This is a genomic window from Streptomyces griseorubiginosus (assembly GCF_036345115.1).
GTDB lineage: Bacteria > Actinomycetota > Actinomycetes > Streptomycetales > Streptomycetaceae > Streptomyces > Streptomyces griseorubiginosus_C.
Window position 1 is genome coordinate 1,067,249 of the sequence record NZ_CP107766.1, and the last position, 25,384, is coordinate 1,092,632.

General features: G+C 71.3%; 26 protein-coding genes and 1 pseudogene. 12 read left to right on the forward strand and 15 right to left on the reverse strand.

The annotated features are described in order from the left end of the window. Nucleotides 1–787 precede the first annotated feature (787 nt). The 3 genes from OHN19_RS04990 (at nucleotide 788) to OHN19_RS05000 (ending at nucleotide 2,441) form a co-directional block, all read left to right on the forward strand. A complete protein-coding gene (locus tag OHN19_RS04990) occupies nucleotides 788–919 on the forward strand; it encodes a hypothetical protein (RefSeq protein ID WP_020135198.1) in 132 nt (43 codons plus the stop codon). Nucleotides 920–970: 51 nt separating this feature from the next. Beyond that, the gene (locus OHN19_RS04995) at nucleotides 971–1,705 is read left to right on the forward strand and encodes a hypothetical protein (protein WP_330269531.1); all 735 of its coding nucleotides are present in this window, start codon (nucleotides 971–973) and stop codon (nucleotides 1,703–1,705) included. 205 nt (nucleotides 1,706–1,910) lie between these two features. Beyond that, nucleotides 1,911–2,441, forward strand: a complete 531-nt coding sequence (locus tag OHN19_RS05000; protein ID WP_330262952.1) for a hypothetical protein — start codon at nucleotides 1,911–1,913, stop codon at nucleotides 2,439–2,441. Between the two features lie 99 nt (nucleotides 2,442–2,540). Here OHN19_RS05000 and OHN19_RS05005 read toward each other — a convergent pair whose 3' ends face one another. Beyond that, entirely contained in the window at nucleotides 2,541–3,032 is a 492-nt protein-coding gene (locus OHN19_RS05005) for a hypothetical protein (protein ID WP_330262953.1), read from the reverse strand. 332 nt (nucleotides 3,033–3,364) lie between these two features. Between OHN19_RS05005 and OHN19_RS05010 the strand changes: the two genes are divergently transcribed. Beyond that, complete coding sequence (locus OHN19_RS05010) at nucleotides 3,365–4,036, forward strand: class F sortase (protein WP_330262954.1); 672 nt, start codon at nucleotides 3,365–3,367, stop codon at nucleotides 4,034–4,036. Nucleotides 4,037–4,093: 57 nt separating this feature from the next. Here the strand turns inward: OHN19_RS05010 and OHN19_RS05015 are convergent, their stop codons facing one another. Continuing rightward, the gene (locus OHN19_RS05015) at nucleotides 4,094–4,966 is read right to left on the reverse strand and encodes a polysaccharide deacetylase family protein (RefSeq protein ID WP_330262955.1); all 873 of its coding nucleotides are present in this window, start codon (nucleotides 4,964–4,966) and stop codon (nucleotides 4,094–4,096) included. 299 nt (nucleotides 4,967–5,265) lie between these two features. Between OHN19_RS05015 and OHN19_RS05020 the strand changes: the two genes are divergently transcribed. Continuing rightward, nucleotides 5,266–5,727 carry a universal stress protein gene (locus tag OHN19_RS05020; RefSeq protein WP_330262956.1) on the forward strand — a complete coding sequence of 154 codons (462 nt, stop codon included), beginning with the start codon at nucleotides 5,266–5,268 and terminating at the stop codon, nucleotides 5,725–5,727. A 37-nt stretch (nucleotides 5,728–5,764) separates the two neighbouring features. Here the strand turns inward: OHN19_RS05020 and OHN19_RS05025 are convergent, their stop codons facing one another. Further along, nucleotides 5,765–6,820 (reverse strand): isopenicillin N synthase family dioxygenase, encoded by a 1,056-nt coding sequence (locus OHN19_RS05025; protein WP_330262957.1) that lies wholly within the window; start codon nucleotides 6,818–6,820, stop codon nucleotides 5,765–5,767. Between the two features lie 91 nt (nucleotides 6,821–6,911). On the opposite strand from OHN19_RS05025, the pseudogene OHN19_RS05030 reads away from it, so the two are divergent. Next, a pseudogene (locus OHN19_RS05030) lies at nucleotides 6,912–7,121 on the forward strand (amino acid permease); the annotation flags it as partial. A 52-nt stretch (nucleotides 7,122–7,173) separates the two neighbouring features. On the opposite strand, the gene OHN19_RS05035 reads toward OHN19_RS05030, so the two are convergent. Beyond that, nucleotides 7,174–7,989: an alpha/beta hydrolase gene (locus OHN19_RS05035; protein ID WP_330262958.1), complete on the reverse strand. Its 816-nt coding sequence runs from the start codon at nucleotides 7,987–7,989 to the stop codon at nucleotides 7,174–7,176. Nucleotides 7,990–8,060: 71 nt separating this feature from the next. Between OHN19_RS05035 and OHN19_RS05040 the strand changes: the two genes are divergently transcribed. Beyond that, nucleotides 8,061–8,537 carry a MarR family transcriptional regulator gene (locus tag OHN19_RS05040; protein ID WP_330262959.1) on the forward strand — a complete coding sequence of 159 codons (477 nt, stop codon included), beginning with the start codon at nucleotides 8,061–8,063 and terminating at the stop codon, nucleotides 8,535–8,537. 1 nt (nucleotide 8,538) lies between these two features. On the opposite strand, the gene OHN19_RS05045 is transcribed toward OHN19_RS05040, so the two are convergent. Next, on the reverse strand, nucleotides 8,539–9,684 hold the full coding sequence (locus tag OHN19_RS05045; RefSeq protein ID WP_330262960.1) for a CapA family protein: 1,146 nt from the start codon (nucleotides 9,682–9,684) through the stop codon (nucleotides 8,539–8,541). A gap of 222 nt (nucleotides 9,685–9,906) precedes the next feature. On the opposite strand from OHN19_RS05045, the gene OHN19_RS05050 reads away from it, so the two are divergent. The 3 genes from OHN19_RS05050 (at nucleotide 9,907) to OHN19_RS05060 (ending at nucleotide 11,919) form a co-directional block, all read left to right on the forward strand. Beyond that, entirely contained in the window at nucleotides 9,907–10,452 is a 546-nt protein-coding gene (locus OHN19_RS05050) for a sigma-70 family RNA polymerase sigma factor (RefSeq protein WP_123764656.1), read from the forward strand. Nucleotides 10,453–10,598: 146 nt separating this feature from the next. Next, entirely contained in the window at nucleotides 10,599–11,114 is a 516-nt protein-coding gene (locus OHN19_RS05055; RefSeq protein WP_330262961.1) for a hypothetical protein, read from the forward strand. Nucleotides 11,115–11,265: 151 nt separating this feature from the next. Continuing rightward, on the forward strand, nucleotides 11,266–11,919 hold the full coding sequence (locus OHN19_RS05060; protein WP_330262962.1) for a zf-HC2 domain-containing protein: 654 nt from the start codon (nucleotides 11,266–11,268) through the stop codon (nucleotides 11,917–11,919). 22 nt (nucleotides 11,920–11,941) lie between these two features. Here OHN19_RS05060 and OHN19_RS05065 read toward each other — a convergent pair whose 3' ends face one another. Continuing rightward, nucleotides 11,942–12,805: an Fpg/Nei family DNA glycosylase gene (locus OHN19_RS05065; RefSeq protein WP_330262963.1), complete on the reverse strand. Its 864-nt coding sequence runs from the start codon at nucleotides 12,803–12,805 to the stop codon at nucleotides 11,942–11,944. A 31-nt stretch (nucleotides 12,806–12,836) separates the two neighbouring features. Beyond that, nucleotides 12,837–14,924 carry a SpoIIE family protein phosphatase gene (locus tag OHN19_RS05070; RefSeq protein WP_330262964.1) on the reverse strand — a complete coding sequence of 696 codons (2,088 nt, stop codon included), beginning with the start codon at nucleotides 14,922–14,924 and terminating at the stop codon, nucleotides 12,837–12,839. A gap of 296 nt (nucleotides 14,925–15,220) precedes the next feature. On the opposite strand from OHN19_RS05070, the gene OHN19_RS05075 reads away from it, so the two are divergent. Then, entirely contained in the window at nucleotides 15,221–16,648 is a 1,428-nt protein-coding gene (locus OHN19_RS05075; RefSeq protein ID WP_330262965.1) for a lipase maturation factor family protein, read from the forward strand. Here the strand turns inward: OHN19_RS05075 and OHN19_RS05080 are convergent. Genes OHN19_RS05080 through OHN19_RS05115 form a run of 8 tightly spaced genes read right to left on the reverse strand, consistent with a single transcriptional unit; the run spans nucleotide 16,636 to nucleotide 24,454 of the window. Beyond that, on the reverse strand, nucleotides 16,636–17,472 hold the full coding sequence (locus OHN19_RS05080; RefSeq protein ID WP_330262966.1) for an amidohydrolase family protein: 837 nt from the start codon (nucleotides 17,470–17,472) through the stop codon (nucleotides 16,636–16,638). The genes OHN19_RS05075 and OHN19_RS05080 overlap by 13 nt on opposite strands. Further along, entirely contained in the window at nucleotides 17,469–17,783 is a 315-nt protein-coding gene (locus OHN19_RS05085; RefSeq protein WP_330262967.1) for an L-rhamnose mutarotase, read from the reverse strand. Before OHN19_RS05085 ends, OHN19_RS05080 begins: the two co-directional genes overlap by 4 nt. Beyond that, complete coding sequence (locus OHN19_RS05090) at nucleotides 17,780–18,742, reverse strand: aldo/keto reductase (protein WP_330262968.1); 963 nt, start codon at nucleotides 18,740–18,742, stop codon at nucleotides 17,780–17,782. Before OHN19_RS05090 ends, OHN19_RS05085 begins: the two co-directional genes overlap by 4 nt. Further along, nucleotides 18,739–19,494, reverse strand: coding sequence for an SDR family oxidoreductase (locus tag OHN19_RS05095; RefSeq protein ID WP_330262969.1), 756 nt, complete (start codon nucleotides 19,492–19,494; stop codon nucleotides 18,739–18,741). The genes OHN19_RS05090 and OHN19_RS05095 overlap by 4 nt, the downstream gene beginning before the upstream one ends. Next, the gene (locus OHN19_RS05100; protein ID WP_330262970.1) at nucleotides 19,491–20,840 is read right to left on the reverse strand and encodes an L-fuconate dehydratase; all 1,350 of its coding nucleotides are present in this window, start codon (nucleotides 20,838–20,840) and stop codon (nucleotides 19,491–19,493) included. Before OHN19_RS05100 ends, OHN19_RS05095 begins: the two co-directional genes overlap by 4 nt. Before the next feature lie 35 nt (nucleotides 20,841–20,875). After that, nucleotides 20,876–21,901 carry an ABC transporter permease gene (locus OHN19_RS05105; protein WP_330262971.1) on the reverse strand — a complete coding sequence of 342 codons (1,026 nt, stop codon included), beginning with the start codon at nucleotides 21,899–21,901 and terminating at the stop codon, nucleotides 20,876–20,878. Continuing rightward, on the reverse strand, nucleotides 21,894–23,384 hold the full coding sequence (locus OHN19_RS05110) for a sugar ABC transporter ATP-binding protein (RefSeq protein ID WP_330262972.1): 1,491 nt from the start codon (nucleotides 23,382–23,384) through the stop codon (nucleotides 21,894–21,896). The genes OHN19_RS05105 and OHN19_RS05110 overlap by 8 nt, the downstream gene beginning before the upstream one ends. Next, entirely contained in the window at nucleotides 23,381–24,454 is a 1,074-nt protein-coding gene (locus tag OHN19_RS05115) for a sugar ABC transporter substrate-binding protein (protein ID WP_330262973.1), read from the reverse strand. The genes OHN19_RS05110 and OHN19_RS05115 overlap by 4 nt, the downstream gene beginning before the upstream one ends. Before the next feature lie 158 nt (nucleotides 24,455–24,612). On the opposite strand from OHN19_RS05115, the gene OHN19_RS05120 reads away from it, so the two are divergent. Next, on the forward strand, nucleotides 24,613–25,314 hold the full coding sequence (locus OHN19_RS05120) for a FadR/GntR family transcriptional regulator (RefSeq protein WP_330262974.1): 702 nt from the start codon (nucleotides 24,613–24,615) through the stop codon (nucleotides 25,312–25,314). The last annotated feature ends 70 nt before the right edge of the window (nucleotides 25,315–25,384 follow it).

Consider the following 25,384-nt stretch of genomic DNA (forward strand, 5'->3'; position numbering starts at 1 on the left):
GTCAACTCCCCATAATTCAAAAGGGTGTTGCAGCGCCCTGCTGCGCCGCCGCACGACCATGGGTACGCACCGGAGCAGGGGTTGTGTTCAACCGTCCCGCAAATTTCTTTCCGGGAGCTGTGACCACACCCGCCTCGGACCGCACAGATGTACCCCTGATCGGACGCGCGAGCGCCCGGGATTCAAACATCGGGTGGCCTTTTTCGCTCCTTCGGAGCAATCTCTTCGCGCCCGCGCGTGAGGCGGCCCGACAGGCCTCATGATCTCCGTCGTGCATCGACCCGAATCACCCCAATCCGCCTCCGCCATACGGGTGTTGGCCCTCCTGGCATTGACGTGGGCGCTCGTCGGCCCGACGGCCGGGGTGGCCGAGGCGGATGCCTGCGCCTACGCCTCCGTCGGCCCCGACGGCGCCGAGGTCGTGGCGGTCGCCGGGAGCCCCGACTGGCCCACGCTCCCGCCGTGCCCGAAGCCGAAGCCTCCGCCCACCCCGACGCCGCCCCCCTCCCCCACGCCGACCCCGACACCCCCCGAGCCCCCTTGTACTCCGACGCCCTCCCCCGACCCGACGCCCAAGCCGCCTCCGACCCGGAAGCCGCCGAAGCCGACCCCCGCGCCGCCCCCGGCCCCCGAGCCGCCGGCTCCCGCGCCCGCACCTCCCGCACCGGCCCCCCGGCCGGCCGCACCGCGGCCGATCCCGCCCCCCGCGCCCACCCCGCCACCGACTCCCACCCCGACCCCGACACGGACGCCGCCCAAGCCGGCCCCGGGTCCCTCCGCGAGCCCGGTGACCTACCCGGCCTACCACCACGCGAAGGCACCCGACCGGACCACGCACAGCACGACCTCGCCCGTGATCTACGTCCTTCTCATCACCGCGCCCGCGGTGGTCGCCGTGGCCGCCCTGCGGCCCCGCTAGTGCCGATCCTGGAGGCATCCCTTGCCGGAATGGCTTGTTCTCATCCTCGCGATGCTGGCCGCGTGCGCCGTGGTGGTCGTCATCACGCTCATCCGCCACAAGGCGGCGCCCGTGGACGAGGATCCCAGCGAGACCCCGGACGTCATCGAGTACATGACGATGTGGATCGGGGTGGTCTACGCCATCGTGCTGGGTCTGGCCATCGCGGGCGTGTGGGAGGCCCGCAGTTCCGCACAGGACCACGTCCAGGCGGAGGCCCAGGCCCTGCACGAGATCTCGGAGCGGGTCCAGGTCTATCCGGCCGACGTCCGTGACCGCATTCGCTCCGATGTCAACGCCTATGTCGGACACGTCGTCACCACCGAGTGGAAGGAGATGGCCGACCACGGCCGGACGACCGAGCGCGGCACCGAACTCCTCGACCGGATCCGCACGGACGTCACCTCCTACCAGCCGACGACCGACTTCCAGGCCCAGGCCTACCAGCCGCTCGTCGACCAGGTGGCCGCCGTGGACCAGGCCCGCAACGCCCGCGCGGACTCGGTCGAGCCCACCATGCCCGGGGTGGTCTGGTTCGGCCTGCTCGGCGGAGCCGTCATCACCATCGGGATGGTGTTCGCGCTCCAGATCAGGCGTACGGCACGCGAGCTGATCCTCGCCGGGCTGTTCTCCGCGCTGATCGCCTTCCTGCTCTTCCTGATCTGGGACTTCGACGCCCCCTACAGCCGTGGCATCACGGCCTCGGCGGAGCCGTTCCTCACGCTCTTCCCGGACATCAAGGGCTGACGGCCGCTCACCGCGGGCCGGTCCGGGGGCGCTCGGCGCGCGACACGCCGTCGGCGTCCCCTGACCGGCCCATCGCTGTGACCCGTTCGGAGCGACAGAGATCGCGCGGACGTACACGTGTTCCTAGCGTTTCGGTCATCGAGGTGCATTTCTGACGTAGGCGGAAAAGGTCCGCAGCTGCTCCTCGGGGACCGGAGGAACCACCATGCGCGCGATACGCGTCGCTTCGGCCGCACTGCTGGGCATGACCGCCCTCGCCCTCTCCGCACCCGCCGCCGTGGCGAAGAGCGACAACATCACGCCCTTCGGGTTCAGCGTCCTGCCCTCGACCATCGCCGCGGGCGGGGAGGTGGCGCTGCTGCTGGAGCGGGACCACGGCGGCTGCAAGGGGTCGGCGACGGTCACCTCGGCGGTCTTCGACACCATCACCATCCCCTCGCACAAGAGCCAGGCCATCGCCGTCGTCGACTGGGACGCCAGACCCGGAGCGGTCTACCGGGTGACCTTCACGTGCGACGGCGTCAGCGGGTCCACGAGTCTGACCATCGCCGGCAGCCGTCCGGTCGCCCCCACACCGCTGCCGCTCCACCCGGGCCGGGGCGTGCAGGCCGGTGAGGGCGGCAGCTTCGCCGGCTTCGACCTCAAGGAGATCGGCCTGGGCGCCGCGCTCATCCTGGGCTCGGTCGGCACGGCGTACCACCTCTCCCGCCGCCGCGGCGGCGAGGACGGCGCCTGACGGCTCCGGGGACCGCGCAGTCCTGCGCCCCTCACTCGGAGCGAGCGGGGGCGCAGGACGGCGTCGGGCGAGGTCACTGATCTCCGAAGGGGGTGGGGATCAGATGTGCCGCTCCGACCGCCTGCGCATCCAGAACACCCCGCCGCCGACGACCGCCAGGGCCACGAGCCCGCCGCCGATGGCCATGTCGGTCGGAGTGGCGCCGGTGGAGCTGCTGCCGCCGAGACCACCGCGGACACCGCCGATGACGGTGAAGGCCGTGGGGTTGATGACGGTGCCGTTGCCGCACACGACGCTGATGCTGTGCGACCCCGTCCGGGCGTTGCGGTTGACGGTCGCCCGTCCCGTCGCCACGTTGCCGGCGCCCGTGCGCAGCCGGACCGTCGGGAAGGCGTCCGAGCTGGCGGTGGCGGTGCCGGTGCAGTTGTTGACGGTGATGGTCAGCTGACCGCCCCGGGCGATGACGCTGGGCAGCGCGACGACGTTGCTCGGGGACAGGTTCATGCCGTCCTTGGCGACGGCGACCGGGGTGGCGAGCCCGAGAACCGCGACCGCGGCGCCGGCGGCCGCCAGGGCACGAGTAGTACGCATGTGATCCTCCGCGGGAGACGCCCCGGGAACGGTCCCCGGTTGATCGGCGAGAAAGCGCCTCCCAGACAGACCCTCAGATGCCGTGCGCGGGACCGCATTTCGGCAATGGTCCGTCCTGGTGAGCCAACACGCCGAAGGAAAAGCACACAATCGGATATCTCCGCAGGTCACGGACCGTCAGAAAATTCCTGTTCACGGCAACTCGGATGGGGGACCGCCCGCATTCGGGGACCACCCGTTCGCCTTCGCCCCGTCGCCGGTTGCGCGCGCGGCACTTAGCGTTCTCGTATGCGCGAATGACGTGGCGACGGCCGCGTCGAGAGGGGAAGTCAATGTCTGCGTCCGAGCTGGCCGATCTGGCCGAGGTGGAGGAGCAGCGGAAGAAGCGCGCTCCCTGGGGCGTGATAGCGCTTGTTCTGCTGACCGGCCTCGCGCTCATCCGGAACGGTTCGGGGGAGTTCGACGTCGGCCCGCCGCAGCCCGCGTCGGCGGCCGCCGCGGACAGCCGGGTGCACGGCACCACGTTCGGCAACTCCCCCGCCGCACTGCCGTTCGCCGCGCCCGACCGGGTCCTGATCCCCGCGATCCGGGTCGACGCGCCGGTGCTGCCGGTCGGCCTGGACCCGGACGGCTGGGTCGCCGCGCCACCGCCGGAGGACCCGAACCTGGCGGGCTGGTTCACCGGCGCGGTCTCCCCGGGCGAGAAGGGCACCGCCGTCGTCGTAGGACATGTCGACAACAAGCAGGGCCCCGCCGTGTTCTACGGACTCGGGGCCCTGAAGAAGGGAAATCGCGTCGAGATCAGACGCAAGGACGGAAAGACGGCCATCTTCGAGATCTACGGCATCGAGGTCTTCGAGAAGAACAATTTCCCCGGCGACCGCGTCTACGGTTCCAAGGGCACCCCGGAATTGCGGGTCATCACCTGCGGGGGCGGTTTCTCGAAGCAGCACGGTTATGCCGGGAACGTCGTCGCTTTCGCCCGCCTGGCCGAGGTCCGCTGAGCGTTCCCCGGCCCGGCGGGCCCGTTCCCGTCATGCGTACTGCCGTCGCGGCACGGTTTATGCGTACTGCCGTCGCGGCACGGTGATGTGGTAGCCGGAGTCGAGCAGTTGCGGGAGGTAGTCGCGCAGCGCCCGGACACTCTGGGAGCGGTCGCCCCCGGCGTCGTGCGAGAGCACCACGACGCCGGGGGCGGCGCCTCTCTCCACCCGGCCGACGATGGTGCGGGTGCCCGGGGTGGTCCAGTCGAGGGTGTCGACCGTCCACGCGAGGGGGTCCATGCCGAGGTCGGCGCCGAGCTGGAAGGCGGCGCGGTTCCAGGCGCCGTAGGGGGCGCGGAACCACTCGGGGCGTTCCCCGTAGCCCTTCTCGATGACGTCGCAGGTGCGTTCCATCTCGGAGCGGATCCGGGAGCGGGTGAGCCGGGTCAGCAGCGGGTGCGACCAGGTGTGGTTGCCGACGACGTGTCCCTCGTCGGCCATCCGGGCCAGCAGGTCCTGGTTGTCGACCGCCATCTCCCCGCACACGAAGAACATGGCGCGGACGTCGTACTCGGCCAGGGTGTCCAGGATGTGCGGGGTGTAGCGGGGGTCGGGTCCGTCGTCGAAGGTCAGGACCATGGTCCGGCCGCGTCCGGACACCTTGAGCAACGGCTCGTGGCGTACGAGTGTCCGGTGGGGGGCGGCCTGCGGCGGGCCGTATCCGGTCAGGGGCCGGAGGCGGTAGGCCGAGGGCTGGAGCGGACGGGCCGCGGCCGGCGGGCCGGCGGCGGGAAGGGCCGGCCGGACCGGCTTCTCGCCGGTGACCGCCGCGAACACACCGGCCGTGCCGGCGGCTCCGGCCGCGGCGGCCCCGGCCAGCAGGACCCGGCGCCGGGTGAGCACCGCCGCCGTCCTGGACGACAGCCGTGAGAGCAACTGATCCTTCGTCATGACTCATCAGTCGCCCGGCGGAGCTTTGACGCACCTCAGCAACACCGGTGCGGCGGCACGAATACACCCACCCGGCCCAGCGGAGACGCTTCCGGCGCGCATGACGGCACATCAGGGCGGGGCCGCGGACGGTGTATCGGCCCCGGCCCCGTCCCCTCCGTCGAGGCCGGGGGCCGAGGGCGGCGGCCGGCTCCGGTGCCGCCCGCCCTACGGGTGCCCCGTTTCCGCACCATGTGCGCAGCCGGATCGACAGGTCCCGTATGCCGTCCGGACCTGCGCGTTCCGATAGCCTCGCAGCCGTGACGGAACAGCATTCGCATCAGTTCGAGCGGGGCACGGACGGACCCAAGGTGATCGTCGTCGGTGTCGACGGCTCCGACTCCTCGCTCCGTGCCGCCGCGTACGCCGGGGGCCTCGCCCGGCGGCAGCACGCGCTGCTCGCCGTGGTCTACGTCCAGCCGGTGCTCGCGTCGGGCGCCGCGCTCGGCGCTCCGGTGGCCGAGACCACGGACGAGATCGCCGAGGACCTGGTCGCCCAGATCCGGCTCGCGACCGAGCAGAACAAGGGGATATTCGATGTGCGCTGGGAGTTCCACACCTTCCGTGGCGACCCCTACAGCGGGCTGACGAAGGCCGCGGACGAACTCAAGGCCGACGCGGTCGTGGTCGGCGCCTCGGAGCAGGCCGGCCACCGGATCGTCGGTTCGGTCGCGGTGCGTCTGGTCAAGGCGGGGCGGTGGCCGGTGACGGTGGTGCCGTAGCCGGGTTCCCCTGTGCCGGGCAGGGCGTCGGCGTGGGTCAGGTCAGGGCTTCCTCGCGCAGTCGGTCCAGCACCTTCAGCCGGCCCTCCGCCTCGATGCGGGCGGTGGTCACGCGCTCCGGATAGCAGCGCATGAACATCCGGGTGAAGTGCGTGCCGTAGTGGATGTACTCGCTCGGGTCCACGGGGTCGAGCGGGCGGGCCACCGCGTTGAAGGCCGGTTCGTGGAAGTAGGCGAGGGTGTAGCGCTCGCGGTCGGCCAGGCGGACCTTGTGCGGGGTCGACAGGAGGGCGCCGCCGGTCATGAACTGCATGATGTCGCCCGGGAAGACGGTGAACACGGCCGGGACCGGGGTGACGTAGGTCCACGGCTCCTCGTGTTCGTGACGGCCCGCCATGGACTCGCCGGGCAGCCAGTTGCGGCCGCGTTCCTCACCCGGGACGGGCGGCCGGACGTAGAGGCCGCCGACGTCGTCCTGGGCGGCGATGACGAGCAGGCCGTAGTCGGTGTGGGCGCCGATACCGCGTTCGGAGCCGGCGTCGGCGGGCGGGAAGCGCAGGACGCGCATGTGGTGCCAGCCGTCCGCGGTGAGCCGGGTGAAGTGGTCGGGGTCGTCCAGGCCGAGGCCGAGGGCCGTGAGCCGGAGCAGGCGGTGGCCCAACTCGCCGACGGCCGTCATGTAGTCCTTCATGGCGCGGGCGTAGCCGGGTGAGGGCCAGGGTGCCGGGCCGTGGCAGGGCCACTGGTCGACGACGCGGGGGTCGTCGGCGGGGATGTCGGGGCACACCGTGAAGATCTCGGAGCCGTCCCGCTCCCCCGCCGTCTCCTCCTCGCCGGAGGCCACGTAGCCGCTGTAGCTGAGGTCGGAGACATGGGCGGCCTTCTCCTTCAGCGGTCGGCGGCAGAAGGCCCGGGAGGCCGCCAAGGCCCGTTCCGTGACCGCCTGTTGAGCGGGGTCGGCGCTGATCTGGAAGATGCCGTCGGTCTGCCAGGCGGTGATCAGGGCCCGCCCCAGGGCGCGGTCGGAGTCCGTGCCGAGCACTGCGGCCGGCAGCCGGAAGGTCCGAAGAGGGCTCTGTGGCTCACTGGTCATGTCGGATGCTCCGAGACCCCTGCGCTGTGATTGAGCGGCAAACTACTCCGGCCCCATCCGGCTGAACAGCCGTTCAGTCCCCTCGGTTCCCATGCCTTCGCCACACATCTGCCGTCAGCAGTTTGCCGGAGGTGAAGAGGCGAGGCGCACGGCCCGGTTCCGGACGGTCCTGGGGCTTCTCCCCCGCAAACCGATCGAGCGCGTCGAGGAGACGGAACCGGACGCGTGCACCGGCCCGGAACGGTCGCTCGGGATGTGGTGGCTGACCGCAATCGGCGTAGGCGGCGTCATCGGTGCGGGCGCCGGGGTCTGGGGGTCTGGGGGTCGTCCCCGCGATCGGCGTCGGCGGGGCGTCAGAGGGAGCGCAGGAAGTCCAGCAGGATCGCGTTGAACTCCTCGGGTTTCTCCAGGTTCGGGTAGTGCGAGGTGCCCTCCACCAGTACCGAGCGGCCGTTCCGCACGGTGTTCGCGAAGCGTTCGGCGTCGGCGAGCAGGTCAGGTGAGTCGAGCGTGCCGTTGACGGTGAGGACCGGGACGTCGATCTTCGGGACGCGGGCCCAGGTGTCGGTCATGGGCACGTGCCAGTTCCGTTCGCCGGGCGTGTGCTTGGCGACGGTGTGCAGGGCCATCTCGCGCAGGTGGTCCAGGATGCGCGGGTCGACCTGGTCGGGTGAGCGGAACGGGCCACCGGCGATGCCGAGGAACACCTTCAGCCAACCCTCGATGTCGCCCGAGTAAAGGGTTCGCTGGGATTCGGCCACGACCTGCCGGGACACCTCGTGGGTGTACTCGAAGTCACTGACGGAGGCCCCGCTCAGGATGAGGCCCCGGACCAGTTCCGGATACTCGATCGCCGTGTCACCGGCGATGGCTCCCCCCATACAGACACCGACCAGGACCGCCGGGCCCGCGTCGAGGTGGCGCAGCAGGTCGGCGAGGTCGTCGGCCCAGCGGAAGGGCTTGGTGGCGTTGGCGGTCCAGCCGTGCCCGCGGACGTCCACGGCGATGACGCGGTGCTCGGCGGCGAGGGCAGGTATCTGCGCCTCGAAGAGCCGGTGGTCGACATAGCCGGAGTGCAGCAGGACCACGGGGTCCCCGGTGCCGGTGTCGAGGTGGGCGATGTCCCCGTCGGCGGATGCGAAGAAGCTCAGTTCCGAAGCGACTGTCATGACAACCAAGGTGTCATGTGCGAGGAGTTTTGACAACCTGGTTGTCATGATGAGCGGTGCATGATGAACGGGTGAACGACATCGACGAGCCACTGCCGCCCGAGGATCTCGGCCACCGGGTCAGCGAGGTGTTCGACCTGGTCGGCGCGCTCTACCGGCGCGGCCTGCGCAAGCTGGAGCAGGACGAGGCGGTCGGCGGGGTGCCCGTCGGCGTGCGCTCGGTCCTCGTCCTGCTGCACAGGTACGGGCCCATGACGGTTCCTCAGATGGCCCGGCTCATGGCGCTGACCCGGCAGTTCGTGCAGCGCATGACCAATGACGCGATCGAGCGGGGCTGGACGCAGGCCACGCCCAACCCCGCACACCAGCGGTCCTCGCTGATCCGGATCACGGACGAGGGCACGGCCGTCATCACCGCGATCCTGGCGCGCGAGCACGCCCTGAACCGGCAGGTCGGCGGCGGCGAGCTGACCGACGCCGAACTCCGGGCTTGCGTACGCGTGCTGAAGGAGATGCTGCGGACCTTCGACCACGTGGACATGGACTGACCTACTGGCCCATGGTGAGCCCGTCCTTGGCCGCGCCCCGGCTGAGCACCACCTCACGGATCCGGTCGCGGACGCCCTCGACGTCGGCGCCCTGCGCGATCGCCTGGTTGAGGTTCACCACCCGGCCGGCGTCCACGTCGAACATCTGCGGCACGAACTCCGCCTTGGTGACCCGCCAGCGTTCACCCGGCCGGGCGGGCGGGGCGAAGGTGAAGCGCCCGAGGGTGGACTGGTTGCCGCGCGGGTCCTGGGCGCCCTCGTGGTTGAACATCTCGCCGGCGATCTGGTCGCCCATGCCGTAGACCACCCAGGTGCCGTTGACCTTCTCGTACGCCTGCGGGACATGGGCGTGGGTGCCGAGGATCAGGTCGACGTCGGGGCGGTGGCCGGTGCGGGCCGCGGTGAGGTCGCGGGCCAGGGCCTTCTGCTGCTCGTCGGGCGCGTCCTGCCATTCGGTGCCCCAGTGCAGCGACACGACGACCACGTCGGCGCCCGCCTTCCGGGCCGCCCGGGCGTCCGCGAGGATCCTGCCCTCGTCCATCAGGTTGACCGCCCAGGGCTGTCCCTGGGGCAGCGGGAAGCCGTTGGTGTCGTAGGTGTAGGCGAGGTGGGCGACCTTCGCGGGGCCCGCGCGCAGGACGGTGACCGTGCGCGCCTCCGCCTCGTCGCGGGCCGATCCGGCGTGCCGTACACCCGCGCGGTCGAGGGCGTCGAGGGTGCGGCGGATGCCGTCGGCGCCGTCGTCGAGGCTGTGGTTGGAGGCGGTGGAGCAGCCGTCGTAGCCGGTGGCGGCAAGCGCCTCGGCCACTTCGGGCGGGGACTTGAAGGTCGGGTAGCCGGTGTAGTCGCCGTTCGCGCCGTAGACGGTCTCCATGTGACACAGCGCCAGATCGGCGCGGGAGACGACGGACCGGACGCCGGACAGCATGGGACGGAAGTCGTAGCCGCTCCCTCCCGCGTCGAAACGGGCCCGGTCGATGATCGAGCTGTGCGGCAGGACGTCGCCGGAGGCGACGAGCGTGAAGCCGCGCGGCGCGGCGGCCGGGGCCGGGTGGCCGGACGTGTCGTGGTCGTGCGCCTGGCAGGCCGCTCCTCCGGCCAGGAGGGCCGTGAGGGCCAGGGCAACCTGCCGTCTGCGTGCAATCATCAGCTCACCCCATTCAGGTCATATTTACTGACGAATGGGTATGAACTTGTCGGTGTCGGCAAACGGCCTGACGGCCTTGTTGACCCGTCCGGAGCGGAAGGGGACACGGACGCGACGCGGAAGCAACCGTTCACCGAACCGTTCGTCGACGCGATCGACCGTCCGCCGCAGATCCTTGTGCGTGACCTGTCCCCCGGCCCCGCGCTGAGGTGCCATACGGCCATGACGGCCGGAACCACCCTCACGAACGGGACGACCGCCGAGCACGAGCTCGCCGCACTGCAGCGGGAGCACGGCCGGCCCCTCTTCGCGCTCCTGCTCCGGCTCAGTGACGGCGACCGGCAACGCGCCGAGGACCTCGTGCAGGAGACCCTCGTGCGCGCCTGGCAGCATCCCGAGGCGTTGCGCGCCGACGACTTCGACTCCGTACGACCCTGGCTGCTGACCGTGGGCCGGCGGCTGGCGATCGACGCGCGGCGGGCCCGGCAGGCACGTCCGCCCGAGGTCGGCGACGCGGTCCTGGAGAACGCCCGGGTGTGCGCCGATCACGCCGAGCGGGCGGCCGCCGCCCTCGATGTACGCGAGGCTGTGAAGACACTCACTCCGGAGCACCGTGAAGTCCTGGTGCTCGTGTATTTCCAGGGGGCGAGTGTGGCGGAAGCCGCCGAAATCCTCGGAATCCCGCCCGGTACGGTGAAGTCCCGCGCGTACTACGCGCTGCGCGCCCTGCGCCGGGTGCTTCCGGGATACGCGGCCGACCTGCGGTGAAACCAATGGAAAAGTCAAACCTCCGTAAAGCGCCTTGCTGAGGACCCCGGTTGAGTAATCGGCTGTCTTCATCCGTGTTCCGGATGGGGTCCTCTCGGGGGCCCGGCGACGGGCGACGCGCACGCACCGGAGGAAGGCAGGAAGGGATGCTGCACAGAGGTCAACAGGGCACGGACGGCACCGGCGGCGGCGAACTCATCGTTCCCATGGCCTGGTTGTACGCCGAGTACATCGCCGACGAGCTGCTGCGTTCCGGCGATCTGATGCCGCCGACGTCCTTCGAGTTCCGGGCCGGGCGGGACGCGCTGGCGCTGACCGTCTACCTCGCCGACACCGAGGGCGAGCTCTCCGGCATCCAGGTGGTCTCCCAGTTGGAGAACTGGCTGTCGCTGACGGCGTACGACCAGCCGTGGCAGGACTGGGTCTGCGAGCGGATGGCCACGCTGACCGCGAAGGCGGTGGCCTCCGGTGAGCCGGTCCCGGACCTCGAACTCGCGGCGGCGGCCTGGCGCTGGCTGGAGGAGACGGAGCTGCTCGCCCCCGACCTGAACGCCGTGCCGGGCGGCGGGGCGGGCATCGGCGAGGACGAGGGTCCGAAGGTGTGGACGCCGGCGTGGCAGCTGGGCCTGCCGCTCGGCCACCTCGCCATCCACCTTTTCTAGATTCTTTTCGATTCGGACCAATCCGCGGTGCCGAGCGCTCCGAATCCCTTGGTCACGATTCTGTCTATGCCTTGAGTGATTCGGCGGGCTGGTGCGTACCGGTGGGAGCAAGGAGTAACCCCACCCACACTCAACGGCACGAGGTTTCCGCATGAGGTCCTTGGAGAGGCATCGCGACGTCGGCGCGTACGCGCTCGGCGTGCTGGACGAGGCGGAGGCCTTCCGCTTCGAGGACCACCTCATGGAGTGCCCCAAGTGCGCGGCACACGTGACCGAGTTCGGTCCTGTGACCCGCCAGATGATGCTGTACCGCCGGGCGACGCCCCGGGTCGTGCACCCGATGGCGCAGCCGGGCCCCCAGCTGCTCAACCGCCTCCTCGGCGAGGTCGCCGCCCGGCACCGGGCGCGCCGCAGGCGGCTGCTGTACGCCGTGGCCGCCTCGGTGGTCCTGGCGGTCGGCGGTCCCACGCTCGCCCTCACCGCCGGCGGCGACACCGCGCGGACCAGCAGCGTCGAGGCCACCGACGCCAAGTCCGGGGTGTGGGCCCAGGTCGTCACCGAGGACGAGGACTGGGGCACCGCGGTGGAGCTCAAGGTCAAGGACGAGTCCGGCCCCCGCTCCTGCCACCTCGTCGCGATCAGCCGCGACGGCAAGGAGGAGACGGTCACCGGCTGGAACGCCACCGGGCACGCCACCGCGGACGACACCATGATGGGCAGCTCCACCTTCCACGCCGACCAGATCGACCGCTACGAGGTCCGCACCTCCAACGGCGACCATCTGGTGACCCTCGATCCCAGCTGACGCCTGCCGGAGTGAGTTCAGGTCACTTCAGCAGCCGGGACAGCCTGCGGTCCGCGAGCGGCTTGCCGCCGGTCTGGCAGGTGGGGCAGTACTGGAGCGAGGAGTCGCTGAAGGAGACCTCGCGGACGGTGTCGCCGCACACGGGACAGGGCTCGCCGGTGCGGCCGTGGACCCGCAGGCCCGACTTCTTCTCCGCTTTCAGCCGGCCCGCGGCGACACCCCGGGACCGCTCGACCGCTTCGGTGAGGGTGCCGCGCAGCGCCTCGTAGAGCCTGCCGGTCTCCTCGGGTGTGAGGGTCGAGGTGGGCTTGAAGGGGGACATCCTCGCCGCGTGCAGGATCTCGTCGCTGTACGCGTTGCCGACGCCCGCGATCAGGCCCTGGTCTCGCAGGGCGCCCTTGATCTGCCGCCGTTCACCCTTGAGCAGTGCCGCGAGGCGGGCCTCGTCGAAGTCGTCGGCGAGGGGATCGGGGCCGAGTCGGGCGATGCCGGGCACCTCCTGCGGGTCGGCCACGACGTACACCGCGAGCCGCTTCTGGGTGCCCGCCTCCGTCAGGTCGAAGCCCGCCCCGGTCTCCAGGGCCGCGCGCAGGGCGAGGGGGCCCTTCCCGGGACGGGGCATGCCGCTCGGGAGCTGGTCCTTCCAGTGCAGCCAGCCCGCCCGGGCCAGATGGGTGACGAAGTGCGGGCCGCCCTCCGTCTCCAGGTCCAGGAACTTGCCGTGGCGGTGCACGGCGACCACCTCGCGGCCCTCGACGGCGGTGAGCGGGGGGTCGTACGTCTTCAGGACGCTGATGGCCACCGGCAGCACGCGCACGATCTCGTGGCCGACGAGGTTCTCGGTGAGGAAGTCCTTGAGCGCTTCGACCTCGGGGAGTTCCGGCATACGTCCAGAGTGCCACCGGTGACGGCTGGGGTCAGGTCCGCTCCCGTACGACGAACTCGCACCACACGCACTTGCCGCCGCCGCGTGCCTCCACGCCCCAGACGTCGCTGAGCAGGTCGACCAGGAGCAGCCCGCGGCCGGAGACGCCCGACTCGCCCGCCTCGCGGCGCCGGGGCAGGGCGCTGGAGGAGTCCTCGACCTCGACGCGCATCCGCCGGTCGGAGCCGGTCAGGACCCGCAGGGTGACGATCGCGGAGCCCTCGGTGTGCATCAGGGCGTTGGTGATCAGTTCGTCGGCGACGAGTTCGATCTCGTCGGAGCGCTCCCGTCCGCCCCAGGCGGCCACCGCGGCCCGGATCATGTGCCGGGCCTGCGTGAGGGCCTCGGGGTCCCCGGACGCCACGTGCTGCTGGAGGCGGCCGCCGGACTGCGGGGCGTCCAGGGCGCGACGGCGCAGCAGGAGCAGCGCCACGTCGTCGTCGCCGCCGCGGTCCTCGGCCACGTCGATGAGCTTGTCGGCGAGCTCCCACACGTCGGCCGGGCCCGCGGAGATGAGGCCGGTGAGGGTCTGCATGCCGTCGTCGAGGTCGGCGCCCGGCGTTTCGACCAGCCCGTCGGTGCACAGCAGCAGGGTGTCCCCCGGGTCGAGTTCGAGGGTGGCGACGGGGTATTCGAGCTGCCCGAACTCGGCGGACAGCCCGAGCGGCAGCCCCCCGTCCACGGTCACCCGGCGGCAGCTGCCGTCGGCCCGCCGGACCAGCGGGTCGATGTGGCCCGCGCGGACCACCTGCACGACCCCGGTGGCCAGGTCGGCCTCGGCGTACAGGCAGGTCGCGAAGCGGTCGGTGTCGAGTTCGTGCAGGAAGACGGAGGCGCGGGCCATCACGGTGGCCGGGGTGTGGCCCTCGGCGGCGTAGGCCCGCAGCACGATCCGCAACTGGCCCATGACGGCCGCAGCGTGCGTGTCGTGGCCCTGGACGTCCCCGATGACGGCGCCGACCCGGCCGCCGGGCAGCGGGATCAGGTCGTACCAGTCACCGCCGATGTCCCGGCCCAGGGAGCCCTCGGCGGACGCGGCCCGGTAGCGGACGGCGACGTCGGTGCCGGGGACGCTGGGGATGGTGCGCGGCAGCATGGCCTGCTGGAGGCCGGTGGCGAGGTCCTTCTCCTGTTCGTAGAGCATGGCCCGCATCAGGCTCTGGGCGATGCTGCTGCCGAGGGCGATGAGGACGTTGCGGTCCTCGGGGGTGAAGCCGTAGCGGTCGCTGTAGAGCAGGCCCATGGCGCCGATCGGGCGGGCCTCGGCGATGAGGGGGAGGTAGGCGGCGGAGGTGATGTTGAGGCCGGTGATGTGCGGCCACAGGATCGGGTAGCGGTCCGCGAACTCCTCCGGCGACTCGATGAACCGCGGGCTGAGCGTGCGCACGGCCTCGCTCATCGGGTACGGCTCGTCGATCCGGGTGATGTCGGTGCCGGGCACGAAGCTGCCCGCGGGGCCCTCGGCGATCAGCCGGATCCGGCCCGCCTCGACCAGGCCCATGACCAGGCTGGTGGCGCCGAGGTGGGTGAGGCCGTGGGTGTCCTTGAGGACGTCGATGACGTCCTGGACGGTCCGGGCGTGCGCGAGGGCGGCGGTGGTGAGCTGGACGACGTTGGTCTGCCGGCGCCGGGCCTCGTCCTGGGCGGCCTGCTCCCTGCGGGCCTCCAGCTCCCCCATCTCCTCGGTGGCGTCGCGCACGATGCCGATGATCCGGCGCGGGCGGCCGGTCTGGTCGCGGCGGATGTAGCCCTGGGTGTGGGTCCAGCGCAGGCTGCCGTCGCGGCAGCGGAGCCGGAAGTAGGTGCCGTAGTTCTCGCTGCCGTCCTTGATGGCCTGGGCGACCAGGGCGTCGAGCCGGTGCGCCTCGGCATTCGGGACCCGGACGGCGAGGCTCATCGGGTTGTCGTCGTATTCGTCGGGGCGCAGGTCGAAGACCTCGTGGGCCTGGGCGTCCATGTGGAACAGGCCGCTGTCGAGGTCCCAGTCGAAGCTGCCCATGCGGTTGAGCGCCAGGATCGGATCCGGGTGGGCGGGCCAGTCGTCCGGGAGTGACAGGGCGCTCGCTCCCCGATCAACCATGGGCCCACCTTGCCAGGATTTGTCGGATTCTTCGACCGGGGGGGCGGGGCGGGTCCTCAGGTTCTCTGCGGCGGGGCCGCGGGGGTGCGGGGTTCGGTCGGGGGCGGCGGGCTGGTGGGGTTGCGTTACGGCGTTCGGGTGACGGACGGGGGCGGAGCAGGGACACGCGCCCCCGTCCGTCCCGAGCGGTGCGTCACCATGGTCTGCCTCACTCCCGTGGGTTACGCAAGCAGAGCGGAGGTACACGGAGAGTCACACGGGGGTCCGGCGCGACAATGGAGGCAGGAGCGCACGCCGTGGACTGGTTCACCGCACCCGACTACTGGCTGAGCCGGCTGGTCTTCCAGCGGGCTCTGGCCGGGCTGTACTTCGTCGCGTTCCTGGCGGCTGCCCTCCAGTTCCGGGCGCTGATCGGGGAGCGCGGGATGCTGCCGGTACCGCGTTTCGTCGCCCGGGTGCCGTTCCGGCGGGCGCCGAGCCTGTTCCAACTGCACTACTCGGACCGGTTCTTCGCGGGGTGCGCGTGGACGGGCTGCGGGGTGGCGCTCGCGCTGGCGACGGGGCTCGACTCGACCCTGCCCCTGTGGGCCGGGATGCTGCTGTGGCTGGTCCCCTGGCTGCTGTACCTGTCGATCGTCAACGTCGGCCAGACCTGGTACGGCTTCGGCTGGGAGTCGCTGCTGCTGGAGGTCGGCTTCCTCGCGGTGTTCCTCGGCAACGACGAAGTCGCCCCGCCGGTCGTGGTGTTGTTCCTGCTGCGCTGGATCCTGTTCCGGGTGGAGTTCGGCGCCGGGCTCATCAAGATGCGCGGTGACGCCTGCTGGCGCAAGCTCACCTGTCTGGATCACCACCACGAGACCCAGCCGATGCCGGGCCCGCTGAGCTGGTACTTCCACCATCTCCCCCGCCCCCTGCACCGGGTGGAGGTGGCCGCGAACCACGTCACCCAACTCGCCGTTCCCTTCCTCCTGTTCACCCCGCAGCCGGTCGCCACGGCCGCCGCCTCGCTGATGATCGTGACCCAGCTGTGGCTGGTGCTGTCGGGCAACTTCGCCTGGCTGAACTGGGTCACGATCGTGCTGGCGGTGCCGGCGCTGGAACTCCCCGGCGAGGCACCGGACCTGCCCGCCACACCGCTCTGGTACGAGGTCCTGGTCCTCGCCGTCGCCGCGCTTCTCCTCGGCCTGAGCTACCACCCGGTCCGCAACATGCTCTCCCGCCGCCAGGTCATGAACCGCTCCTTCGACCCGCTCCATCTGGTCAACACCTACGGCGCGTTCGGCAGCGTCAGCCGGATCCGCCACGAGGTGGTCGTCGAGGGCACGGCGGACGACGTACCGCGCCGGGACTCGGAGTGGAAGGAGTACGAGTTCAAGGGCAAGCCCGGCGATCCGAGGCGCTGGCCGCGCCAGTTCGCGCCCTACCATCTGCGCCTGGACTGGATGATGTGGTTCGCCGCGCTCTCCCCCGCCTACGCCGAGTCGTGGTTCGGCACGCTGGTCGAACGGCTCCTGGAGAACGACCCCGCCACACTGAGGCTGCTGCGCGGCTCCCCGTTCCCGGCCGACGATCCGCCCCGCTTCGTCCGCGCCCGCCTGTTCCGGTACCGGTACACGACGTGGCGGGAGCTGCGGGAGACGGGAGCCTGCTGGGAGCGCACCTATGTGCGGGAGTTCCTGCCGCCGACGCGGTTGGCGAGGGCCAGGGAGGGTCAGAGGCCGTAGGTGCGGAGGGCCGTACCGCCGAAGACGTCGGCGCGTTCGGACGGGCCGAGACCCGCGGTGAGTTCCTTCGTCACGGACAGCATCTCGCCGTAGCCGGCCCCCAGGGTGCACACCGGCCAGTCCGAGCCGTACATCAGACGGTCCGGGCCGAACGCCTCCAGGACGGTGTCGGCGTACGGGCGCAGGTCGTCGACCGTCCAGGAGGCGAGGTCGGCCTCGGTGACCAGGCCGGAGAGCTTGCAGACGGTGTTGGGGAGGGCGGCGAGGGCGCGGACGTCGGTGGCCCAGGGTTCCCGGGCGCCGGAGGCGATGGGCGGCTTGCCCGCGTGGTCCAGGACGAAGGTGAGGTGGGGCAGGGACGCGGCTGCCTCGACGCAGGCGGGCAGCTGGTGCGGGAGCACCACCAGGTCGTACACCAGACCGGCGTCGGCCACGGCCGCCAGGCCCCGGCGTACGTCGGGACGCAGCAGCCACCCGGGGTCCGCCTCGCCCTGGACCTGGTGCCGGATGCCCTTGAGACAGGAACCGCCCGGGAGTTCACGGAGCCGGGCGAGTTCGTCGGCGGTGTCCGGGCGGGTCAGGTCGGTCCAGCCGACCACACCCGCGACCAGCTCGTGCTCGGCCGCGAGGGCGAGGAACTCCGGGGTCTCCTCGGGCACGGTGATCGTCTGGACGAGGACCGTGCGGTCGACGCCGGCCGCGCGGGCCCCGGCGGCGAGGTCCTCGATCGTGAAGGTCCGGCGCAGCGGGCTGTCCGGGGCGATCCAGTCCTGGTCCCGCACCGCCAGGTCCCACACGTGGTGGTGGGCGTCCACCACGGTCACGGCAGCTCCCACACGACGGGCAGCCCGGCGTCCGCGCCCTCGCCGGAGTAGTCGTGCACCACGTCGAGGAGCTCGGCCATCCGGGCCTGCCAGGTGACGTTCACCGGGAGCTTCTCCAGTTCGGCGAGGAGGCGGCCGTAGTCCTCGCACTCCAGGACGTGGAAGAGGTCGGTGCCGCTGCGCCAGATCGTCCAGGAGGAGGCGCCGGCGGCGCGGATGGCGTCGGTGAGTTCGACGGGGACCTCGCGGTGGGCTGCCTCGTACTCGTCGATACGGTCCGCGCGGACCTTGGTGTGCAGGGCGATTCTCATGCTTGCTCCTCCAGCAGGCCCGTCTCCCGCAGCTCCTGCCAGAAGGCGTCGGGCACCTGCGTCGCGAACTGGTCGGCACAGTCGTGTACTTCGGCCGCCGAGCGGGCGCCCACCAGGACGCTCGCGACGGCGGGGTGGGCGGCGCAGTAGGCGAGGGCGGCGGCCCGCAGGCCGATGCCGTGGCGGTCCGCGACCTCCTTCATGCGCAGCGCCCGGTCCAGCAACTCGGTGGGCGCCTCGGCATAGTTGTACGTCGCTCCGGGGCGGGGATCGGCCAGCAGACCGGAGTTGAAGGCGCCGCCGACGACCACCGACACGCCCCGCTCGACGGCGGCGGGCAGCAGTTCGTCGAGCGCGCTCCGGTCGAGCAGGGTGTAGCGGCCCGCGCACAGCACCACGTCCACGTCGGTCTCGCGGACGAAGCGGGTGAGCATCTCCGCCTGGTTCATGCCGGCGCCGATCGCCCCGACCATCCCCTCGGAGCGGAGCTTCTCCAGGGCCGGATAGCCCTCGCGGAAGGCTTCCTCCGCGTGGTCGTCGGGGTCGTGGAGGTAGACGACGTCCACGTGGTCGAGACCGAGCCGTTCGAGGCTCGCTTCGAGGGTGCGTCGTACGCCGTCGGCCGAGAAGTCCCAGACGCGGTGGTGAGCGGCGGGAACGGCGAAGCCGTTGGCGAGGTCGTCGCCCGAGACCTCCGTGGGTTCCAGTCTGCGTCCCACCTTGGTGGAGACCGTGTACTCCGCGCGCGAATACCGGGCCAGGGCCTCGCCCAGTCGGCGCTCGGACAGTCCGAGGCCGTAGTGCGGGGCGGTGTCGAAGTAGCGGATGCCGCGCTCCCAGGCGGCGGTGACCGCCTCGTGGGCCTGTTCGTCGCTCACCTCGGTGAAGAGGTTGCCGATGGCCGCCCCGCCGAAGGCCAGTCGGCTGACCGGGACACCGCTGCCGCCGAGCGCGGTCACCGGTCCACCGGCCTCAGACGCAGGCCCTGCATGCCGCCGTCGACGGCCAGCGAGGTGCCGGTGGTGGCGCCGGAGAGGGGGCTCGCCAGGTAGGCGATGGCGCCCGCGACCTCGTCCGCCGAGACGAGTCGGCCGGTGGGCTGGCGGGCCTCCAGGGCCGCGCGTTCGGCGGCCGGGTCGGCGGCCTTGGCGAGGAGGCGGCCGATCCACGGGGTGTCCACCGTGCCGGGGTTGACGCAGTTGACGCGGATGCCCTCGCGGACGTGGTCGGCGGCCATCGCGAGGGTCAGCGACTGGACCGCCCCCTTGGTCGCGCTGTACAGCGCCCGCTGCGGAAGGCCCGCGGTGGCCGCGATGGAGGAGGTGTTCACGATCGCCGCGTGCGCGGACTCCCGCAGACGGGGCAGGGCGGCGCGGGTCACCCGGACCATGCCGACGACGTTGACGTCCAGGACGCGGTGCCATTCCTCGTCGTCGTTGTCGGCCACGGTGCCCTGGGCGCCGATGCCCGCGTTGTTGATCAGGACGTCGAGTCCGCCGAGGTCGGCGGCGGCCGCCGCGACGGCCGCCCGCACGGAGGCGTCGTCGGTGATGTCGGCGCGGTAGGCCAGCAGCGGCTTGTCGACCGAGGACGGGTCCAGGTCGAGGACGGCGACCTGGGCGCCGCGCGCGGCCAGGAGTTCGGCCGTGGCCCGGCCGATGCCGGAGGCCCCGCCGGTCACCAGGGCCTTGAGACCCTCGAAGTCGCTCATGCCGCCTGTCCCTTCTTCCGTGTGTCGTCGGCGAGGTCTTCTGCCCAGAAGGCGCCGTCAGGGAACGTGTACCGCGCGATGGACTCGGGGCGCATGGCGGCCGAGAAACCGGGCGCGCCGGGGGCCGCGTAGTGGCCCGCCCGGATCACCACCGGGTCCAGGAAGTGGTCGTGCAGATGGTCGACGTACTCGATGACCCGGTTCTCGGTGGTGCCGGTGACGGCCACGTAGTCGAACATCGCGAGGTGCTGGACGAGTTCGCACAGGCCGACGCCGCCGGCGTGCGGGCAGACCGGGACGCCGAACTTGGCCGCGAGGAGCAGGACGGCGAGGTTCTCGTTGACGCCGCCGACGCGGGCCGCGTCGATCTGGACGATGTCGACGGCCCCGGCCTGGAGGAGCTGTTTGAAGACCACCCGGTTCTGGACGTGCTCGCCGGTGGCGACCTTGACCGGGGCGACCGCCTTGCGGACGGCCGCGTGGCCGAGGATGTCGTCCGGGCTGGTGGGCTCCTCGATCCAGTACGGGTCGAACTCCGCGAGCGCCCGGGTCCAGCGGATCGCCTCGTCCACGTCCCAGCGCTGGTTGGCGTCGATCGCCATGCGGATGTCGGGGCCGACCACCTGGCGGGCGACCCGGCAGCGCCGTATGTCGTCCTCCAGGTCGGCGCCGACCTTCAGCTTGATCTGCCGGAAGCCGTCGGCGACGGCCGCGGCGGCGAGCCGGGTGAGCTTCTCGTCGTCGTAGCCGAGCCAGCCGGCGGAGGTGGTGTAGGCGGGGTAGCCCTGCGCGAGGAGTGTCTCGCTTCTCTGCGCGGCCCCTTCCCGCCCCCGGCGCAGGATCTCCAGCGCCTCCTCCGGGGTGAGCGCGTCGGTGAGGTAGCGGAAGTCGATCTGGCCGACCAGCCACTCGGGGTCGCCCTCGGCGAGCAGCTGCCACAGCGGCTTCTCGGCGCGCTTGGCGGCCAGGTCCCACACCGCGTTGACGACCGCCCCGATCGCCATGTGCATCACGCCCTTCTCGGGGCCGAGCCAGCGCAGTTGGCTGTCCCCGACGAGGTCGCGGTTCAACGTCCCCGGATCCGCGCACAGTTCCTCGACGGACCGGCCGACCACGTGTGCGCGCAGTGCCTCGATCGCGGCGACCTGGACCTCGTTGCCCCGCCCGATGGTGAAGGTGAAGCCGTGCCCCTCGTGCCCGTCGGCCGCGTCGGTGCGCAGCACGACGTAGGCCGCCGAGTAGTCGGGGTCCGGGTTCATCGCGTCCGAGCCGTCGAGCTCGCGCGAGGTGGGGAAGCGGATGTCATAGGTGTCTACCGCGGTGACGCGGGCGGTGGTCGGGGACACGGAAGGCCTTTCGATAGGGGACGGGACGCGCGGGCTCAGTCCTGGGCGCGACCCGTCGTCACGCGGGCGATCATGAGGGCGACCAGGATGATTCCGCCGTAGATGGCCTGGATCCAGAAGGACGGCACCTGGGCGAGCGTGAGCAGGTTCTGTACGACACCGAGCAGGAGTACGCCGGTCAGGGCGCCGAACATGGTGCCCTTGCCGCCGTCGAGGCTGATGCCGCCGATGACCGCGGCCGCGAACACGGTAAAGATCATGTTCTGGCCCTGGTTGGCGCTGATCGCGCCGACGTAGCCGGTCTGCATGATGCCGCCGACGGCGGCGAGGACGCCGGCGACGACGAACACACCGAGCATCACGCGCTCGACGCGGATACCGGCGGCGCGGGCCGCGTCGGCGTTGCCGCCGATGGCGTACAGGGCGCGGCCGATGCGGTGGTACTTGAGCACGAAGCCGGCGACGGCGAAGGCGACCGCGGCGAGCCACACCGACATCGGGATGTTCAGGAAGGTGGTGGTGGCCAGGGAGTAGAAGCTGTCCGGCATGCCGAAGAGGGTCTTGCCCTTGGTCGCGCCGACGAGCAGTCCGCGCAGCACGATCAGCATCGCGAGGGTCACGATGAACGCGTTGAGCTTGAACTTCACGACCAGGAGGCCGTTGAACGCGCCGACGACCGCTCCGGCCACGAGGACCGCGAGCAGGGCCAGGGCGGCCGGGAACTCGGTCCCCCAGCCGGACTGGGCGGCGGGCAGCACGAGCAGGGCTCCGACCGCGGGCGCGATGCCGACGACCGACTCCAGGGACAGGTCGAACTTGCCGGTGATCAGGACGAGGGACTCGGCCAGGACCACCATCGCGAGGGCCGCGGAGGCGCCGAGGATGGAGATCAGGTTGCGTTCGGTGAGGAACGAGTCGTTGACGAACGCGCCGAGCACCATCAGGAGCAACAGGGCCGGGACGAGGGCGAGTTCGCGGGCCCGGCGCAGCAGGACCGTCCGGGCGGAGCCGGGGGTGAGGGCGCGTGCGGGCGCGAGCGGGCGGGCCTTGGTGTCAGCCATGGTCCACTCCTTCTATGGAGGCGATCAGCTCGTGGTCGCGCCAGCCCGCCGGGTGCTCGGCGACCACGCGGCCGTGGAAGAGGACGAGGACGCGGTCGCAGCGGCGCAGGTCGTCGAGTTCGTCGGAGACGACGAGGACCGCGGTGCCGTCCTCGCGGGCGGTGTCCACGCGGGAGAGCAGGGACTCCTTCGACTTCACGTCGACGCCCGCGGTGGGGTTGATGAGGACGAGCAGCCGGGGGTCGGAGGCGAGGGCGCGGGCCATGACGACCTTCTGCGCGTTGCCGCCGGACAGGTCGGAGACGGGCTGGTCGGGGCCCTCGGTGTGGATGTCGAGACGGTCGATGAGCTCGGTGGCGAAGCCGCGTTTGCGCTCGCTGCGGACGAAGCCGCGGCGGCCGAGCCGGTCCAGGACGCTCAGGGTGGCGTTGTCGCCGATGGTCATGCCGAAGACCAGGCCCTGGGCGTGCCGGTCGCGCGGCACGAAGCCGACACCGGCCTTCAGGGAGGCCTGTACGTCGCCGAACGGCAGCGGTCTGCCGTCGAGTCGGGCCGTGCCGCTCGTCGGGGTGTGCAGTCCCGTGAACGACTCGGCCAGCTCGATCTTGCCGCTGCCGCTGATGCCGGCGAGGCCGACGACCTCGCCGCGGCGCACGGTGAGGTCGACGTCCTGGTAGGCGTCGGAGGTCAGTCCGCGGGCGTCGAGGAGTACGGGTGCGTCGGCCTCCCGGGTGCGCACGGCCTGTTCCTGTTCGGCGACGGTCTCGCCGGCCATGGCCTCGATCAGGGCCGCCCGGGGCATGTCGGCCACGGGCGCCGTGGTGATCCAGCGGGCGTCCCTGAGGACGGTGACCGTCTGGCACACCTCGTACACCTCCTGCAGGTGGTGCGAGATGAACAGGAAGGTGACGCCGGAGTCCTGGAGTGCGCGCATCCGGCCGAAGAGCCGTTCGATCTCCCGGTTGTCGAGCTGCGCGGTCGGTTCGTCGAGGACGATGAAGCGGGCGCCGAAGCTCAACGCCCGGGCGATCTCCACCATCTGGCGGTCCTCGACCTTGAGGTCGGCGGTGCGCGCGTCCGGGTCGACGCGGACGCCCCAGGTGTCGAGGAGTTCGGCGGCCTCCTTCTTGAGGCTGCGCCAGCTGATGAACCCGCGGTGCAGCGGCTGCCGGTTGATGAAGAGGTTCTCGGCGACCGTCAACTCGGGTACGACGGTGGGCTTCTGGTAGACGCAGGCGACCTTGCTCCGCCAGGCGTCCCGGTCGGCGAGCGGGGGTGCCGGCTCGCCGTCGAAGCGGACGGTGCCCTCGTCGGGGGCCTGGAGGCCGGTGAGGATGGTGACGAGGGTGGACTTGCCCGCGCCGTTGCGGCCGACGAGGGCGTGGGACTCGCCGGGCAGGACGGTGAGCCGGCCGTCGGCGAGGGCGGTCGTGGGGCCGTACCGCTTGACGACCCCCTGGGCTTCGACGAGTGGGGTGCTCATTTGACCGTGTTGCCCCACAGCTTCGGGTCGTCGACGTTGTCCTTGGTGACCAGGGGCGCGGGCAGCTGGTCCTCGAGGATGCCGCTGGGCAGCTTGACGATCGTGGAGTCGTGGTCGGTCGGGCCGGGCTCGAAGGTCTTCCCCTGCATCGCCGCCTTGATGTAGTACATGCCGTACTTGGCGTACAGGTCGGCGGGCTGGGAGACGGTCGCGTCGATCTCGCCCTTGCGGATGGCGTCGTACTCCTGCGGGATGCCGTCGTTGGAGACGATGGCGATGTGGCCCGCGGTGCCGGCCTTCTTCAGCATCCCCTTGGACTTGAGGGTCTGGAGGGTCGGCGCGAGGTACACCCCGCCGGCCTGCATGTAGATGCCCTTGAGGTCGGGGTTGGCGTTCAGCAGGGTGCTCAGCTGCGAGGCGGCGGTGTCGGACTCCCACTTGGCGGGGATCTCCAGGACCTTCAGCTTCGGGAAGTTCTTCTTCACGCAGGCCCGGAAGGCCTCGGAGCGGTCGCGGCCGTTGACGGAGGCCAGGTCGCCCATGATCTGCACGACCTTGCCGGAGGTGATGTGCTCCCCGAGGTACTGGCAGGCCTTCTCGCCGTACGACACGTTGTTCGCCCGTACGACCATGGCGACCTTGCCCTTGTCGGGGGCCACGTCGACCGCGACGACCGGGACGCCCTTGCGTTCGGCCTGGTCGAGGCCGGCCTCGATAGCGGCGCTGTCCAGCGGGGCGACGACCAGCCCCTTCACACCCTGGTTGAGCTCGTTGTTGATGTCGGTGATCTGCTGGGAGGGGTCGCTGTTGGAGTTGACCGTCTTCAGCGCGTCCACGCCCTCGGACTTGGCCATCTTGGGCACGTAGTCGTTGTACGACTGCCAGAACGGCGAGGTCAGCAGCGGCAGGACCACGCCCACCTTGCCGGTGCCGCCGCCTCCCTCGCTGCTGCTGCCTGCGGTGTCCTTGGTGCTGCCGCACGCGGCGAGCACGAGCGAGGCGCCGGCGGCCACGGCCACCGCCCCGAGCCTGCGCAGCGTGTTCCGCTTCCCCACTGTTCTCCCTGGCATCTTTCGGCTCCTCGTCGAGCGTGATCGAGCATGCGGGTGTTCGAGCAGTTGACGGCATACTTATCAGACCACTCAGGGGCCAGAACACCCCGCGGAGGCAGTTTTTCCCGGATCCGGGCCATAGTGGTCCGACCACATCGGCGATTAGACTGCGGCGCGTGGACGAGACAGCCCCGCAGAAGGGCACCGTGACGCAGCGCGCCATCGAGCAGATCAAGGCGATGATCGGCGAGGGCCGGCTGGAGCCGGGCGAGCGGCTGCCGACCGAGCGGGATCTGGCGGTCCAGCTGGGCATCTCGCGCAGTTCGATGCGGGAGGCGATCCGCGCGCTGACGGTCCTGGGCGTGCTGGAGGCCCGGCACGGTTCGGGCATCTACGTGACCCAGCTGGAGGCCGGCGACCTGCTGGAGACCTTCGGGGTGGTCGCGGATCTGTCCCGGGGGCCGCGTCTGGTGGAGCTCCTGGAGGTGCGCCGCATCCTGGAGTCGACGGCGACCGCTCTGGCGGCCGCCCGGATCACCCCCGACCAGCTGGCCGAGGTGGAGAAGCACCTCACGGCGATGAACGCCACCGACGATCCGGAGGAGATCATCGCCCACGACCTGGCCTTCCACCGCGAGATCGCGGCGGCGGCCGGGAACGACACGATGGCCGCGATCCTGGACGGCCTGTCCTCCCGCACCTTCCGGGCCCGGGTGTGGCGCGGCTACCAGGAGGAGGGCGCCTTCGAACGGACCAGGCGGGAGCACGCGGCCATCCACCGCGCACTGCTCGCCCACGACCCGGAGGCGGCCCGGGCGGCGGCGGCCGCGCATGTCGGCGAGGTCGAGCAGTGGCTGCGGGCGCAGCTCGGGGCGTGACGGAGGGGACGAGGGGGGCGGTGCGGATCGTCCCGCCCCCCTCGTGTCAGGTTCTCAGGCCCTGGTGAAC